General features: G+C 70.1%; 13 protein-coding genes and 1 tRNA gene. 6 read left to right on the plus strand and 8 right to left on the minus strand.

All coding sequences use genetic code 11. The features are described 5' to 3' along the window. The 3 genes from mshC to RUH65_RS07605 all read right to left on the minus strand — a co-directional run bounded on the left by mshC (position 1) and on the right by RUH65_RS07605 (position 2,528). Positions 1-1,287 (minus strand): cysteine--1-D-myo-inosityl 2-amino-2-deoxy-alpha-D-glucopyranoside ligase, encoded by a 1,287-nt coding sequence (gene mshC, locus RUH65_RS07595; RefSeq protein ID WP_313816729.1) that lies wholly within the window; start codon positions 1,285-1,287, stop codon positions 1-3. Then, the gene (locus RUH65_RS07600; RefSeq protein WP_313816730.1) at positions 1,287-2,120 is read right to left on the minus strand and encodes an undecaprenyl-diphosphate phosphatase; all 834 of its coding nucleotides are present in this window, start codon (positions 2,118-2,120) and stop codon (positions 1,287-1,289) included. Before RUH65_RS07600 ends, mshC begins: the two co-directional genes overlap by 1 nt. Before the next feature lie 165 nt (positions 2,121-2,285). Continuing rightward, positions 2,286-2,528: a hypothetical protein gene (locus tag RUH65_RS07605; protein ID WP_313816731.1), complete on the minus strand. Its 243-nt coding sequence runs from the start codon at positions 2,526-2,528 to the stop codon at positions 2,286-2,288. 137 nt (positions 2,529-2,665) lie between these two features. On the opposite strand from RUH65_RS07605, the gene RUH65_RS07610 reads away from it, so the two are divergent. Continuing rightward, a complete protein-coding gene (locus tag RUH65_RS07610; RefSeq protein WP_313816732.1) occupies positions 2,666-2,908 on the plus strand; it encodes a DUF5703 family protein in 243 nt (80 codons plus the stop codon). Positions 2,909-2,910: 2 nt separating this feature from the next. On the opposite strand, the gene RUH65_RS07615 is transcribed toward RUH65_RS07610, so the two are convergent. Together RUH65_RS07615 and RUH65_RS07620 are read right to left on the minus strand one after the other, a co-directional pair. Further along, complete coding sequence (locus RUH65_RS07615; RefSeq protein ID WP_313816733.1) at positions 2,911-4,095, minus strand: acyl-CoA dehydrogenase family protein; 1,185 nt, start codon at positions 4,093-4,095, stop codon at positions 2,911-2,913. A 99-nt stretch (positions 4,096-4,194) separates the two neighbouring features. After that, on the minus strand, positions 4,195-5,508 hold the full coding sequence (locus RUH65_RS07620; RefSeq protein WP_313816734.1) for a M20/M25/M40 family metallo-hydrolase: 1,314 nt from the start codon (positions 5,506-5,508) through the stop codon (positions 4,195-4,197). Between the two features lie 125 nt (positions 5,509-5,633). Between RUH65_RS07620 and RUH65_RS07625 the strand changes: the two genes are divergently transcribed. The 4 genes from RUH65_RS07625 to RUH65_RS07640 all read left to right on the plus strand — a co-directional run bounded on the left by RUH65_RS07625 (position 5,634) and on the right by RUH65_RS07640 (position 10,424). Then, positions 5,634-5,717: transfer RNA gene (locus RUH65_RS07625), tRNA-Leu, on the plus strand. Positions 5,718-5,964: 247 nt separating this feature from the next. Continuing rightward, complete coding sequence (locus RUH65_RS07630; protein ID WP_313816735.1) at positions 5,965-6,870, plus strand: hypothetical protein; 906 nt, start codon at positions 5,965-5,967, stop codon at positions 6,868-6,870. Between the two features lie 90 nt (positions 6,871-6,960). Continuing rightward, a complete protein-coding gene (malQ, locus tag RUH65_RS07635) occupies positions 6,961-9,183 on the plus strand; it encodes a 4-alpha-glucanotransferase (protein WP_313816736.1) in 2,223 nt (740 codons plus the stop codon). Next, positions 9,180-10,424 (plus strand): glycosyltransferase, encoded by a 1,245-nt coding sequence (locus tag RUH65_RS07640; RefSeq protein WP_313816738.1) that lies wholly within the window; start codon positions 9,180-9,182, stop codon positions 10,422-10,424. The genes malQ and RUH65_RS07640 overlap by 4 nt, the downstream gene beginning before the upstream one ends. A gap of 45 nt (positions 10,425-10,469) precedes the next feature. Here the strand turns inward: RUH65_RS07640 and RUH65_RS07645 are convergent, their stop codons facing one another. From RUH65_RS07645 to RUH65_RS07655, 3 genes are read right to left on the minus strand one after another with little or no spacing between them, the layout of a single operon-like run. Then, on the minus strand, positions 10,470-11,432 hold the full coding sequence (locus RUH65_RS07645) for a MaoC/PaaZ C-terminal domain-containing protein (protein ID WP_313816740.1): 963 nt from the start codon (positions 11,430-11,432) through the stop codon (positions 10,470-10,472). A 16-nt stretch (positions 11,433-11,448) separates the two neighbouring features. Further along, positions 11,449-12,828: a 3-oxoacyl-ACP reductase gene (locus RUH65_RS07650; protein ID WP_313816741.1), complete on the minus strand. Its 1,380-nt coding sequence runs from the start codon at positions 12,826-12,828 to the stop codon at positions 11,449-11,451. A gap of 4 nt (positions 12,829-12,832) precedes the next feature. After that, positions 12,833-14,212, minus strand: a complete 1,380-nt coding sequence (locus tag RUH65_RS07655) for an acetyl-CoA C-acetyltransferase (RefSeq protein WP_313816742.1) — start codon at positions 14,210-14,212, stop codon at positions 12,833-12,835. A gap of 87 nt (positions 14,213-14,299) precedes the next feature. Here RUH65_RS07655 and RUH65_RS07660 point away from each other — a divergent pair. Then, positions 14,300-14,750: helix-turn-helix domain-containing protein (locus RUH65_RS07660; RefSeq protein WP_313816743.1), on the plus strand; the 451-nt coding region annotated here is incomplete at its 3' end.

Here is a 14,750-nt window from a genome sequence, read left to right on the forward strand (position 1 = left end):
TCAGAGCAGCAGGCCGAGCAGGCCGTTGGCCACCGTCCGGACATCCGGGGCCGAGAGGTCCGAGGAATGCGCCGCGTCGTCGGGATCCACAGCATCCCGGGCCAGGGCCTGGTCCGCCCAGCGGTCCAGCTCGGCCAGGGCGGCCGGGGCATCCAGGTCATGGGACAGGGCGCGGTGGGCGGCGGCCAGCACGGCGGACCCGTCCTCGGTCGTCTCGAGGCCGAGTGCCTGGCGCCACCGGGCCACTCGGTCCATCGACTGCCGCAACAGCTCGGCGGTCCACTCCCAGTCGGAACGGTAGTGCTGGGAGAGCAGCGCCGCGCGGATGGCCACCGCTTCCACGCCCTGCTGGCGCAATCGGGAGACCAGGACGAGGTTGCCCAGGGACTTGGACATCTTCTCGCCCTCGTACCCGACCATCCCGGCATGGACGAAGGTACCGGCCAGGGGTTTCCCGTCGCCGGCGGTGGCGTGGGCGGCACTGAACTCGTGGTGCGGGAAGCGCAGGTCCGAGCCTCCGCCCTGGACGGTGAAGGGAGCCGGCAGCAGCCGCCGGGCAATGGCGGAGCATTCGATATGCCAACCCGGCCGGCCGGTGCCCAGGGATCGGCCGTCCCAGGTCGGTTCGCCGGGGCGGGCCACCCTCCACAACAAGGGATCCAACGGGTGGCGTTTGCCCGGGCGCTCCGGGTCACCGCCGCGGTCCGGGAAGACCGCGGACATCTCCTCGGATCCGAGACGGCCGATGCTGCCGAGGGTCCAGTCCGTGTTCTCTTCGGCCGCGTCGATGGAGAAGTAGACGTCGCCGTCGGGCCCGCCGTCCACGCCCGGCACGGGATAGGCGGTGCCGTTGTCCACGAGGCTCTCGACGGAGTGGACCACCCAGTCCACGGTCTCGGTGGCGCCGACGTAGTGGTCCGGTGCCAGGACGTTAAGGGCCTCCATGTCCGAGCGGAACAGCTCGGTCTGGTCCGCCGCCAGGTCCCGCCAGTCCACGCCGGTGGCGGTGGCCCGTTCCAGCAGCGGATCGTCCACATCGGTGACGTTCTGCACGTAGGTGACCGGCAGGCCACAGGCGCGCCAGTAGCGGTTGAGCAGATCGAAGGTCACGTACGTGTTCGCGTGGCCGAGGTGGGTCGCGTCGTAGGGCGTGATCCCGCAGACATAGAGGGACGCCTCGGCCAGGTTGCCCGGATGGCGTTCTGCCTGAGAGGAGGTGTCATGGATCTTGAGCCGGTCCGGCTGGACGGGCAGACGAGCCGGGAGGGGGGTGTTCCAGGATTCCATCAGGCGTTGATCACTCCGAAGCCGAGCAGGATGTAGAGCAGCAGGCCGAGTCCGATGCGGTACCAGACGAAGGGCCTGAACGAGTGGGTTGAGATGAACTTCATGAGCCAGCCGATGACCACATAACCGACCGCGAAGGCAACGAGGGTGGCGACCAGGGTCTCCCCCATGCCATAGGCGGCGGGGGCCCCGGGCTCCCCCAGGGCCTGGAACAGCTTGTAGAAGCCGGACGCGAAGACGGCCGGAACGGCCAGCAGGAAGGCATACCGGGCAGCGGCCTCGCGGGTGAAGCCCAGGGCGAGGCCCATCGTGATGGTGCCACCGGAGCGGGAGACACCGGGGATCAAGGCCATCATCTGGGCCAGTCCGAACAGGATGCCGTCCTTGAGGGTGAGCTTCTCCAGGGGTTTGGTCTGCCGCCCGAGTGAGTCGGCGACCGCCAGCAGCAGGCCGAAGACGATCAGCATCGTGGCGACGATCCACAGGGACCGGAACGAGGTGTCGATGTAGTCCTCGAAGAGCAGGCCGGCCACGGCGATGGGTATCGAGCCGATGATGATCAGCCAGCCCATGCGGGCGTCCGGGTCGTTGCGTTCGACCTTGCCGAAGAGCGACCCGAACCAGCGCGAGATGATCCGGACGATGTCCTTCCAGAAAAAGATCAGCACCGCGAGTTCCGTGCCGATCTGGGTGATGGCGGTGAACGCCGCCCCTGGATCGGCGGCTCCGGGGAGGAACTCGCCGACGATGCGCAGGTGCGCCGAGGACGAGATGGGAAGGAATTCCGTCAGGCCCTGGACGAGGCCCAGGATGATCGCTTCTAACCAGTTCACATCAGAGAACCCTACGTCACAGGCCCGTGGACCCCGTCCCTGCGACGCACCCGCGCCGGAAGATCGGGACGAAGATCATCCCGTGGTCGTAGAACCTCCGTCGAGCCGCCGTTGATGGGCCATCGACTCACTCGTCGGTCTGCTCGTGGTCCGGCTGGCAAAGGGTCAGGCGCCGGAGCCTTGACCGTCCTCGTCGTCATCATCCTCGTCGTCGTAGACGTCCAGCGGGGTGAACTCACCGGTGGCGGCATACAGGGCGTCCTCGTAGGCCTCGAAGGAATCGGCCACGTTGAAGAAGGCCGACTCGACTGCAGGATCGTCATCGTCACGCTTGCCGGTGGCGGCCGCCAGATGTTCTTCGAATGCGGAAACCAGGGCCTCCAGGGCCACGCGCGGGTCGATGCTCATGGCACCACGGTAGCCGTTTTTTCCCGGCCTGGCATAGGGTTTCACGGAAGCAGGGCCGCTCGTGTCGGATACTGGTCGAAGACGGCCATGATCCACGGAGACCGGGTCCGTTGTCCCGCCAGTTCCCAAGGAGACGGATGCGCGAACAGGAGATCACGAGCGGTCTGGAGTCGCTGGAGCAGCGGAACCACTGGGAGTACCTGGTGATGACCGTCGCCCCACACGACTCGGTGACCGAGGCCCGGCGTCGGGTGGTGGAGCACGCGGAGTACGGCAAGTGGGAATTGCAGCGCACGGTCCTCTACCGCGGCGGTGCCCGGCGATACTGGCTGCGCCGCCGGATCATCCGCGTCCGGTCGACCCTGGACGTGCGCGCCTGAGCCTACGTCTCCGGATCGTGGACCGGCCCCAGCAGATGGTTCGCCAGGGTCTGGTGCGCCGACTCGTCATCCGAGGGGTGGAACACCCCGGCCATGACATCACGGTAGAGGCGGGACAACTCATTGCCGCGGTGGTAGGAGGCACCCCCGGATGCCTCGAGCGCGAAGTCCGCCTGGGCCTTGGCCGTGCGGACGGCCATGGTCTTGTTCGCCACGAGTCGCGGGAACCACTCGGCACCCAGGTCCGCACCGGTGTCGATGTCCGCGGCCACCGCCCGCAGTTGGGTGTCCACGGCCAGCTGTCGCAGGGCGGCCTCGCCGGTCTTGTACCGCAGCACCGGATCCTGGGACAGTGCCTGCCCGGTGACCTTGGACGTCCTGAGGGCCAGGTTCTGCGCGGCCAGTTCCACGGCGCGGTCCCCGACCCCCGTGTAGACGGCAGCGACCAGGGTCAGGAAGGACGCGAAGATCCCGAACGTGAGCGGATCGGCGTTCGGTCCGGTGGGGATGTGCCGCACGATCCTCTCGGCGGGGACGAGGGCGTCTTGCAGTCGGGTGGTGTGAGAGTGGGTGGCCCGCATGCCCAACATGTCCCAGGAGGAGGCGTCGGCCTCCCAGCCGTCCGCGGACCGGTCGAGGAAGCCGAAGACCAGCTGGCCGCCGTCGGGCGTCTTGCCGAAGATTCCGAGCCGTGTCCACGCCGGGGACAGGGTGGTGAAGATCTTGGTCCCGGTGAACCGGTAGGAGCCGTCGCCCAGGGGCTGGGCCACCGTGTCCGAGTCGAACAGCACCGCGTCGTTGCCCGCCTCGGAGATACCGAAGGCGAAGACCTCCCCCGCTGCCGACTCGCGGTGGATGAAGTCGAGCGAGTCATCTCCCTGGTGCGCCAGGATCGAGGCCACGGCGTTCCAGATCTGGTGCATGTTCACGGCCAGCGCGGTCGCCGGTGCATGCATGGCCAGTACCCTCTGGGCGGCGACGACGGTTGAGATGTCCCAGCCCAGTCCGCCCGCCGCCGTGGGGGCCAGGGCCCCGAGGTAGCCGGCCTCCCGCAGGACCTCCAGGTCCTGCTGCGGGAAGGCGTTCGCCTCGTCGAGTCCGCGGGCGCGGTCACGGATCCCGGAGAGGAGGTCATCCGTCAGGATGGTCCCGACGGCGGCCAGCTGGGGATTCTGCGGAGTGGGCATAGGGGGTCCTCCTGGAAATTCGGGTGGCGAGGTCGGCTCGGCGGTGGCGGTTCCGCCACAGGGCGGCCTCGGCGTGGTCTCTACGGCGTGTCGGCTGAATCAGCGGGGCTCGATCATCCGGTGCAGCACGCGGCACCCGAAGTCGAGGGCCTCGACGGGGACGCGCTCGTCGATGCCGTGGAACAGGCCGGTGAAGTCGAGGTCGGCCGGGAGCTGCAGCGGGGCGAATCCGTAGCCGGCGATGCCGAGCTGGGACAGGGACTTGTTGTCCGTGCCGCCGGACATCATGAACGGCAGCACCGGGGCGCCGGGGTCCTCAGCCTGGATGGAGTCGACCATGAGATCCACGAGGTCGCCGGAGAAGGGGACCTCCAGGGAGATGTCGCGGTGCTCGTGACTGAAGACCACCCCCTCGCCGGCGAGTTCACGCAGGGTGGTCATGACCTCCTCCTCCTGCCCCGGCAGGAAGCGGACGTCCACGGTGGCCTGCGCCTTGCCCGGGATCACGTTGTGTTTGTAGCCGGCGGTCAGGCCCGTGGGATTGGTGCTGTTGCGCAGGGTGGAGCCGACGAACCGGGACGCCGTGCCGAGCGCCTCAAGCTGGGGGGTGGGGTCCGCCTCGTCGAACTCCACACCGCAGATCTCGGCCACCTGTTCCAGCAGGGCGCGCGTGGTCTTCGTGTAGTCCACGGGCCAGGCATGGTTGCCGATCCGTTCGATGGCCCCGGCCAGCCGGGTCACGGCATTGTCGGGATGCACGGACGATCCATGACCCGGCGCTCCCGCGGCGGTCAGGTTGAGCCAGGCCAGGCCTTTCTCGGCGGTCTGCAACAGGTAGGCGCGTTGCCCGCGGAGGTCCGTGGAGAAACCGCCGACCTCACTGATGGCCTCCGTCGCCCCGGCGAAGACCTCGGGATGGTGGTCGACCATCCAGCGGGCCCCGTAGACGCCGCCGGCCTCCTCATCCGCGAAGAAGGCGACGATGAGGTCCCGGCGGGGCTGCCGTCCGGTGCGGTGCAGATGGCCCAGGACCGCGAGGATCATGGCGTCCATCCCCTTCATGTCCACGGCGCCCCGGCCCCAGATCATCCCGTCCCTCAGTTCGGCCGAGAACGGGTCCACCGTCCACTCGCTGGCGTCCGCGGGGACCACATCCAGGTGGCCGTGCAGGATCAGCGCGGGAGCCTGGGTGTCCCACCCCGGGACGCGACCCACCACGCTGGCCCGGCCGGGGGACGACTCGTAGACCGTCGGTTCCATGCCCGCGTCCCTCATCAGGGCCGCACAGTATTCGGCGGCCTCGCGTTCTCCCCGGGAATCGTTCCCCCCGTAATTCGAGGTGTCGATCCGGATCAGGTCTCGGCAGATGCGGACGACGTCGTCCGTGAAGTCGTGGCTGGAGGTGACGGTCATGGTGCCACCCTAGCGAGGTGGAACGGTCCCTGTCCGGCGCGTGTGCGAAAGCCCGCGAAAAGGGTGTTAGGATTGTCAGCGCTGCCTTTCGAGGCAGTGGAAATCCGGTGCGAACCGGGTTGTGCGCGCGGGTGGCGGAATTGGCAGACGCGCAGCGTTGAGGTCGCTGTGCCCGCAAGGGCGTGGGGGTTCAAGTCCCCCTCCGCGCACAACAAACGCCCACCTCAGGGCGACCCGGAACGGGGCTGGTGATGACCAGCCCCGTTTTCGTCGTCGCCGTCCGGGCGACTCCTCTGACGGATGCAACGACTCTCTGAGGGATTTCGAGCTCCATGGGCCTGGGCACCTGCTGTCCCTACGTGATAGGGAAGTCACAGGACGACCTTGTACCCCACCACTACTCGTCGGCGACGATGGCCGTCGTCACCGCCGATGCGCGCTTGTAACCTCAGTCTCATGATCACATCCGAGACAGTAGCGGGCCCTTTGGGGCGGTTCGCGAATCGGCTCAAGCGGGAGATTCTGACCAATGTCACGCCGGTCCGCTGGGCCGCCGACGGCATGCATGAGGAACGCCGCCGCAAGTGGGCGCCGCATCTGCCTCCCCTCGACCTGGCCCAGGCGGGGCTGGTCTCCACCCTGCAGCGGCAGGGTGTCCGCATCGGACCCTTGGACGATCTCGCGATCCCCACCACCGACGTGCTCAAGACCGCCCTGGACCGCGTGGTGGCCCCGTTGGCGGCCCTGCCTACGGGCGGGGCCAGTACGCTGCGTCCCTCCACGCACGACCTGTTGGCGGATCTGCCCCTCTGGCACTGGGGCCTGCAGGACCGCATGCTGGACATCGTGGAGAACTACCTGGGTGTGCCGGCCCGCTACTACGGGGCGGACGTGCGCCGCGAGGTCGGCAACAACCAGACCGTGGGCGTGCGCCGATGGCACCGTGACGCCGAGGACCGGCGCACCGTCAAGATCCTGGTCTGGCTCAACGATGTCGACGACCAAGGCGGGCCGTACGCCTACATTCCGCTGGCCGAGACGCTGTACGCCGTGGAGAAGCTGCACTACGTGGCTGGATTCGTGGATGACGCCCGGGTGGCTGACATGGTCCCCGCGGGCGCCGTGACTGCCGCGACCGGGCCGAAGTGGACAGCCGTGGTGGCAGACAACTGCCGTTTGCTGCACCGGGCCACGCCACCGATCGCCCGGGACCGTTTCTCGGTGACCTTCACCTGGTCCTCGCGTACACCGATGAAGACGGAGGCGGCCCCGGACTACACCCCGGACCAGGTCCGTCGCATCCGGACGGGCCTGTCCGCACGCCAACTGGCCTGTCTGCCTCCGGCCCTGGCCTGCGGCTGAGCCGGCCCTGGCGGTGGCCTGCCATAATCGGACCGGGGCACCGGAACCGGTGGCCCGGCCGCATCCGCACGTGAAAGAGGCGCACCAGCCATGACCGAAGCTCGCGACCTGCTCCAGCGGCTGGCCCACGCCTATGGCGTCCAGCCCTCCTACCGGGGTCACGACGGTCACGAACACCCGGTCTCCGACCACACGCTCCCCACGGTGCTCGCGGCCCTGGGCTGCACCGTCGAACCGGACGGCACGGCCGGGCTCGAGGCGGCACTGGAGCGACGACGGCTGGCCCCGTGGCGCCGCGTGCTGCCGCACACCACGGTCACCCACGAGGGATCTGGATCCTCGGTCCAGGTCCACGTCCCCCACGGGAGCTCCGTCACGGTCGTGGCGCTGCTGGAGTCAGGAGAGGCCCGTCCCCTCGAGCAACTCGAGGATTTCACGGATCCCCAGGACATCGACGGCGAACTCATCGGGCAGGCCACCTTCCGGCTACCCCGGGACCTGCCCGTGGGATGGCATCGCTTGGGCGCCAGGGTGGAGGACGGCAATGAGGTCGAGGCCGCCCTCGTCGTGACGCCGGAACGTCTCACGACCGCAGACCCCTACCGCCATCGGCGTGGCTGGGGGCTGTCCGTCCAGCTGTACTCGGCACGGTCCTCGGCCTCCTGGGGACTGGGCGACTTGAGGGACCTGGCTGAACTGGCGGTCCAGACGGCCGAGCACGGCGGCGACTACGTCCTGTCCAACCCCTTGCATGCCACCGCACCGGAACCGCCGGTGGTCTCCTCGCCTTACTCGCCCTCCACCCGCCGGTTCATCAACCCGATGTATCTGCGCATCGAGGACCTCGCCGAGTACGCCGCCCTTGACCCGCGTGCTCGCCGAGGGGTGGACGCCCTGGCCGCCGCCCGCCAGGCCGACAACGCGACCGCCGAGTCCCTGGACCGCAACGCCACCACCGCGGCCAAGCTGACGGCCCTGCGCCGGCTCCATCAGGTCACGCCGACGCCGGAACGGGCGCGCGCCTACCGCACCTACCGGGAGCAGGAGGGCCAGGGTCTGGAGGACTTCGCGCTGTGGTGTGCTCTGCGCAGCGCCTGTGGCGCCACCGATCCGGCCTGGCGGGACCCCGAGCTCACACCGGGGGGCCGCCTGGCCGAACGGTATCGCCACGACCTGGCCGAGGATGTCGACTTCCACCGCTGGATGCAGTGGTTGTGTGACACCCAGTTGGCAACGGCGCAGCAGACGGCCCGGGAGGCGGGCATGCGACTGGGGCTGATGCAGGACCTGGCCGTCGGGGCGGACCGCAACAACGCGGACGCCTGGATGCTGCAGGACCAGCTCGTCGCGTCCATGTCCGTCGGCGCCCCACCGGACATGTACAACCAACGCGGCCAGGACTGGTCGCAGTCACCGTGGCACCCCGAACGGCTGGTTGAGACCGGCTACCGCGCGTACCGCGACATGCTCCGCTCGGTGTTGCGCCATGCGGGCGGAATCCGCGTTGACCACATCCTCGGACTGTTCCGGTTGTGGTGGATCCCGGTGGGCCAGTCCCCCACCGAGGGTGCGTACGTCACGTACGACCATGAGGCGATGATCGGCATCCTGGCCCTCGAGGCGGAGCGTGCGGGCGCCGTCGTCGTGGGCGAGGACCTGGGCACCTTCGAACCGTGGGTCCAGGACTATCTGGCGCACCGCGGGCTGTTGGGCACCTCGATCCTGTGGTTCGAGCAGGAGGCCGGCCGGCCCCGTCCGCCCCAGGACTACCGGGTCCAGTGCCTGTCCTCCGTCAACACGCATGACCTGCCCCCGACCGCCGGCTACCTGGCCGGCACGCACCTGGACCTGCGCGAACGACTCGAGCTGGTGACCGGCGATCCCCACGCCGAGCGGGACCGGGCCGGCGCCGAGCGTCGGGCGTTCCTCCAAGCCGTCGTGGAGGCGGGATTCCTGTCCGCCGAGGCCGCGTCGGCCCTGGCCCTCGGGTCCGGCGGTTCCCTCGATCCGGCCGTGGTGGCCGACGTCGTGGTGGCCTTGCACCGGTTCCTGGCGCAGGCGCCGTCCATGCTGCACGGCATCGCGCTGGTGGACGCCGTGGGCGAACGCCGCATCCAGAACCAGCCGGGCACCCAGCAGCACGAATACCCGAACTGGGAGATCCCGCTCGCGGACGCCACCGGGCGGGCCGTGCTCATCGACGACCTGGATGCCGTTCCCGGATTCGCCCGCCTGCTGGACGCGGTACACCATGAGCTGAATCCCGGCTCACCACCGGACCGGCAGCCCGGCCGCGGGATCCCCGCACGGTGACCCGGCCCTTCGGCGTGGTGATGGTGTCCCTGCACACCTCACCGTTGGCACAGCCGGGCCAGGGTGATGCTGGTGGCATGAACGTCTACGTCCGCCAGCTGGCCATCACCCTGGCCGAGGCGGGGCACCCGGTCTGGGTCCTCACGCGTCGCGACCGGACCGGGCAGCGCGTCCAGGACCTGGCCGTCCCCGCCGCCCCGGGGGCGGCCCGCGCCCGGGTGGTTCCGGTCCCCGCCGGCCCGGCCGCAGACGTGCCCAAGGAGGAGCTGCCGCGGTGGGTGGATGACTTCGCCGCCGCGGCCCCCGGTGCCCTGACCGCCGCGGGCGGATGCCACGGAGACGACTGCCGCTGGGTGGTGCATTCCCACTACTGGCTCTCCGGGCTGGCCGGGCTGGCGGTGGCCGCAGACCTGAACGCTCCGATCGTGCACACGATGCACACCATGGCGGCCGTCAAGAACGCCCGGGACGCGCGGTCCAGCGAATCGGAGGAACGGGAGACCGCCGAGCAGCAGATCGCCGCGGCGGCAGACCTCCTGGTGGCCAACACCCCGGCCGAGCGCGAGGAGCTGAGGGGTCACTACGGAGCCGATCCAGCCCGGATCCGGGTGGTCCCGCCGGGCGTGGACACTTCCGTCTTCCATCCCGACGGCGGTGCCCACTGGCCCGGTCGGCCGGACGGGCTCAAGGTCCTGTTCGCCGGGCGGATCCAGGGGCACAAGGGCCCACAGGTGGCCATCAGGGCCGCAGGACTCGTGAACCGGCGGGCCTCCGGTGTCCCCCCGGTGCAGCTGCACCTGACCGGTGCCCACTCGGGCGCGGACGAACTCGACCTCCGCGCCCTGGTCTCGGCCGCCGGGCTGGAGGGCCACTGCACCGATTCCGGCCCCGTGTCCGCGCGGGAGCTGGCCGAGGTCTACCGGGCTGCGGACGTGGTGATCGTGCCGAGCTACTCGGAGTCCTTCGGCCTGGTCGCCCTCGAGGCCCAGGCCTGCGGGACCCCGGTGCTGGCACACCGGGTGGGCGGGCTCGCCTACGCCGTGGCGGACGGTGAGACCGGCCGGCTGGTGGACGGCCTGGACCCGGAGACCTGGGCACAGGAGCTGGAACGGATCGTGGCAGACCTGCCCGCGTGGCGGCGGATGGGCCCGGCGGCGGCACGCCGGGCCCGGACCTTCGGCTGGGAGGCGATGGCGGCCCACATGTCAGAGGCGTACGAGGTGCTCTCCGCCGAGCGGTAGGGACCGGAACCTCCGCAGACCACGACACCGCCCCCTACCCGGGGCCTATCCTGGGACGGCACCCGGGACGGTGATCGAGCCGGTGAAGTGCGGCCTTCCGGTACGGCCGTTCCATGCCGTGACCTCGGTCGTCTCCCCGGTCGTCTCCTCAGCGTTGCGGCGATCCGCGTGGAGGACGCCCACCGACACCGTCCCGGGCAACAGCACCGGAGTGGCGAAGGAGATCTCCCACTCGTGGCCGGCACCCGCCGGTTCCCGGCCCGCAAGCATCCGCCCGGCCAGGTACATCCCGTGGGCGATCATGCCCTTCTGCCCCAGGAGCTTGGCGGTCACCGGATTGAGGTGGATCGGATTGAAGTCTCCGGACACGGCGGCATACTCCCGGCCGGTGGACGCGGGAAGGCGCCACTGTGCGGTCAGCTGCGGAGCCGTGAACGGCGGGTGGCTGGACCTGGCCGGGCGGTCGTGGACCGGCAGGTGGACTCCGGCGGCCAGGTAGGTGGACGTGCCCTCCCACAACAGCCGCAGCCCCCCGGCCCCGTCGCTCGGGTTGCTGACGGTGCCGTCGGCGGGGCGGTCAACGCGTGCCGGCCCGTGGACGGTGACGACCAGGTCCACGGTGGTCCCGGACGGATGAGGGCTCAGCCGGGTGGCCGAGGCGGCCACCTCCACGGGGGTGCCGGCCGGTACCGGGGCATGGTGGATGACGCGGTTGCGGAGGTGGACCATGCCCAGCAGCGGCAGCGGGAAATCCGGATCAGCCATGAGTTCCATGGCCGCCGGGAAGGCGGCGACGTGCACGAGCACCGAGGGCAGGTCGGTGGGGTCCAGCACCGGACCGTTCCGGTGGAACATCCGGGCGTACCGGGCGGCGAGTCCAGCACTGATCGCGTGGTCGTGGATCACCACGGTCCGTCCCGGCAGCTGTTGCGGGCGGCGCCGCCTGACCAGCGCGTCCTTGGCTGCTGTGGACAGGGCCGCCCGGTAGCTCGAGCTCAAGGGGGTCATGGTCTCACGCTCCACCTCAGGCCCCCATCATGCCCTGGCCGCAGACGCGCAGCGTGGCGCCGGACGTCCCCCCAGCCGCATCGGAGACCAGATAGGCGATGGCCTCCGCCACGTCAATGGGCCGGCCTCCCTGCTGGAGGGAGTTCAACCGGCGCGCGACCTCACGGGTGGCCATCGGCATCCGGGCGGTCATCTCCGTCTCGATGAAGCCGGGGGCCACCGCGTTGATGGTTCCACCGCCGGCGGCGGTCCCGGCAGCGCCCATCAGCTCTGCCGTGGCCGAGACCATCCCCATGACGCCCGCCTTGGACGCGGCGTAGTTCGTCTGACCCGCGTTGCCGGCGATCCCGGACGTTGAGGCGAGCGAGGCGATCCGCAGTCCGTCCGCCACGACACACTGACCAATTGCGGCCAGGAAGACGCGGTTCATCGCCAGCTGGGACTCGATGTTCACCGCGAGCACGGAGTCCCACCGGGCGGCATCCATGTTGGCGAGCTTCTTGTCCCGGGTGATCCCGGCATTGTGCACCACGATGTCCAGCCGCCCATGGCGATCGGCGCAGTGCGCGAGGATCCGTTCCCCGGCATCCGCCGCGGTGATGTCCAGTTGCAGTGCGGTTCCGGCGAGCGAGTTCACGACGCCGGCCAGCGCCTCCCCGGCGGCCGGCACGTCCACCCCCACGATGGTCGCCCCATCGCGGTGCAGGGTCGCGGCAATGGCGGCACCGATGCCGCGGGCGGCACCGGTCACCACGGCCACCTTGCCGGCCAGGGGCTTCTCCCAGTCCCGGGGCAGGATGCCGGCATCGGAGGAGACGGGGATGAACTGGCCGGAGACGAAGGCGCTCTTGGCCGAGAGCAGGAAGCGCAAGGCACCGGTGGCCCCCGGGGCGGACAGCGCCGTGTCCTCACCCAGCACGATCCCGTTGGCGGTGGCCCCGCGGCGCATCTCGTGCGCGAGCGAACGGGTCAGGCCTTCGACGCCCCGGCGGGCGGCCCGCACGGCGGGCTGGTCCGAGCCGAGCGGATCACGGTAGACGGTGACCACGCGGGCGGACGGGCCCAGTTTCCGCTGGACGGCGCCGAGCTGCAGGGTGGTGGCGGACAGGTCGGCCGGCGTGCCCGCGTCGTCATAACAGGCCACGACGGCGCCATAGCGGTCGGCCGGAGCCGACTGGCGGCGGACATCCAGTCCCCAGTCCAGCAGGACGGCCGCGGCCTCGTCGGCCGCATGGCCCCCGCCGAGGACGAGAACGGAGCCCTCCACGAGGGGCTGGCCGGGCTCGTATCGCCGCAGGGCGGCCGGCCGGGGCAGCCCCAGGGCCCCGGCGAGCTTCCGGCCGAGCGGCTGGTTGACGAGGGCGGTGTAGGTGTCGGTCTGCGGTGCCGTGGCCATGTGCTCAGCGCCCCCGGACGATCGCGACGATGCCCTGGCCGCCGGCCGCGCAGACGGAGATCAGGCCGAGCGAGCCCGGCCCCTTCTCGTGGAGCATCGTGGCCAGGGTGGCGGTGATCCGGCCGCCGGTCGCGGCGAAGGGGTGACCGGCGGCGAGCGAGGAGCCGTTGACGTTGAGTTTGGACCGGTCGATGGCACCCAGGGGCGCGTCCAGACCCAGCTGGTCGCGGCAGAAGTCCTCATCCTCCCAGGCCTTCAGGGTGGACAGGACCGTTCCGGCGAAGGCCTCATGGATCTCGTAGTAGTCGAAGTCCTGCAGGGACAGTCCCTGGCGCCGCAAGAGGCGGGACAGGGCGTAGGCCGGTGCCATGAGCAGGCCCTCCTTGCCCTCCACGAAGTCCACAGCGCCGGTCTCGAAGTCCACAAAGTCGGCCAGCACGGGCAAGCCCCTCTCGGCGGCCCACTGCTCGGAGCCGAGCAGGACGGTGGAGGCACCGTCCGTCAGCGGGGTGGAGTTCCCGGCGGTCATGGTGGCCTCGTCCCCGAGGTCGCGGCCGAAGGCGGGCTTGAGCTTGCCGAGCTTCTCGAGCGTGGTGTCCGCTCGCAGGTTGTTGTCCCTGGTCAGCGTGCCGAAGGGCGTCACGAGGTCGTCGAAGAAGCCGCGGTCATAGGCGGCCGCGAGGTGGTGGTGGCTGGCCAGGGCCAGCTCGTCCTGAGCCTGCCGGGTGATCCCCCACTGATGAGTGGTCCGGGCCTGATGTTCGCCCATGGACAGCCCCGTGCGGGGTTCCTCGGTGCCCGGCGCCTCTGGTGCCAGGTGGCCGGGTCGGAACTTCAGGACGGCCTTGATCTTGTCCTGCGTGGTGCGGGCGCGGTTGAGTTCCATCAGCACGGCGCGGGCGGCGTCGTTGAAGACGAGGGGGGCGTCGGAGATGCTGTCCACACCACCGCCGATGGCGGAGTCGAGTTGCCCCAAGCGGATCTTGTTGGCGAGCCCCCCGATGGCCTCCATGCCCGTGGCGCAGGCGATCTGGACCTCGTGGGCGGGAGTGGCCGGGTCCAGCGAGGTGCCGAGGACCGACTCCCGGGTCAGGTTGAAGTCCTTGCTGTGCTTGATGACCGCGCCGGCCGCGACCTCCCCGATCCGCTCCCCCTGCAACCCGAACCGGGCGATGAGCCCGTTCAGGGCGGACGTCAGCAGGTCCTTGTTGGTGGCCTGGGCATAGGCGCCATGGGACCGCGCGAACGGGGTGCGGTTTCCGCCGATGATGACGGCCTGCCGCACCTCGCCACCGGCGATGGCGGGCCGGCCCGCGGCGTTCCGCGCGGAATCCCGGGGGGCAGCCGGGGTCTGCGGGGCGTTCGGGGAGGTCTTCTCGGTCATGGTGATCCCTTCGGGGTTTCACGGCGGGCCGTGGATGCAGCGTGACGGGGCTTACTGGTACCCAGAGTACCTGATACGCTCGGTATCGTGAATATCGCAGTCAAGGATGCCGGGACGCCGGATGGACGCGCCACCCGATGGGATGATCACCGCCTGCAACGACGAGCAGAGCTGATCCGGGCCGCGCGCCGCGCCGTTCACGATCTCGGACCACAGGCATCCATGGGTGACATCGCCTCACATGCCGGCACCTCCAAGAGCGTCTTCTACCGGTACTTCGGGGACAAGAACGGCCTGCAGGCCGCCGTGGGCGAACGCGCCATCAATTTCATGGAACGTGAGTTGCTGGCCGCCGCGGAGACCTCGGACAACGCCCTGGACGGGCTGTACGCGATGGTCTCCGTGTACCTCAGGCTGGCCGAGTCCTCGCCCCATGTCTATGCCTTCTCGACGCGGCTGCCACCGGAGACGTCCGAGGCCGCCGTGGGATCCGGCTCCTCCGGCACACCCGGCGGGCCCGGCGCCTCCAGTGGGCAGC

The organism is Citricoccus sp., from assembly GCF_032154715.1.
In the GTDB taxonomy this organism is placed as follows: domain Bacteria; phylum Actinomycetota; class Actinomycetes; order Actinomycetales; family Micrococcaceae; genus Citricoccus.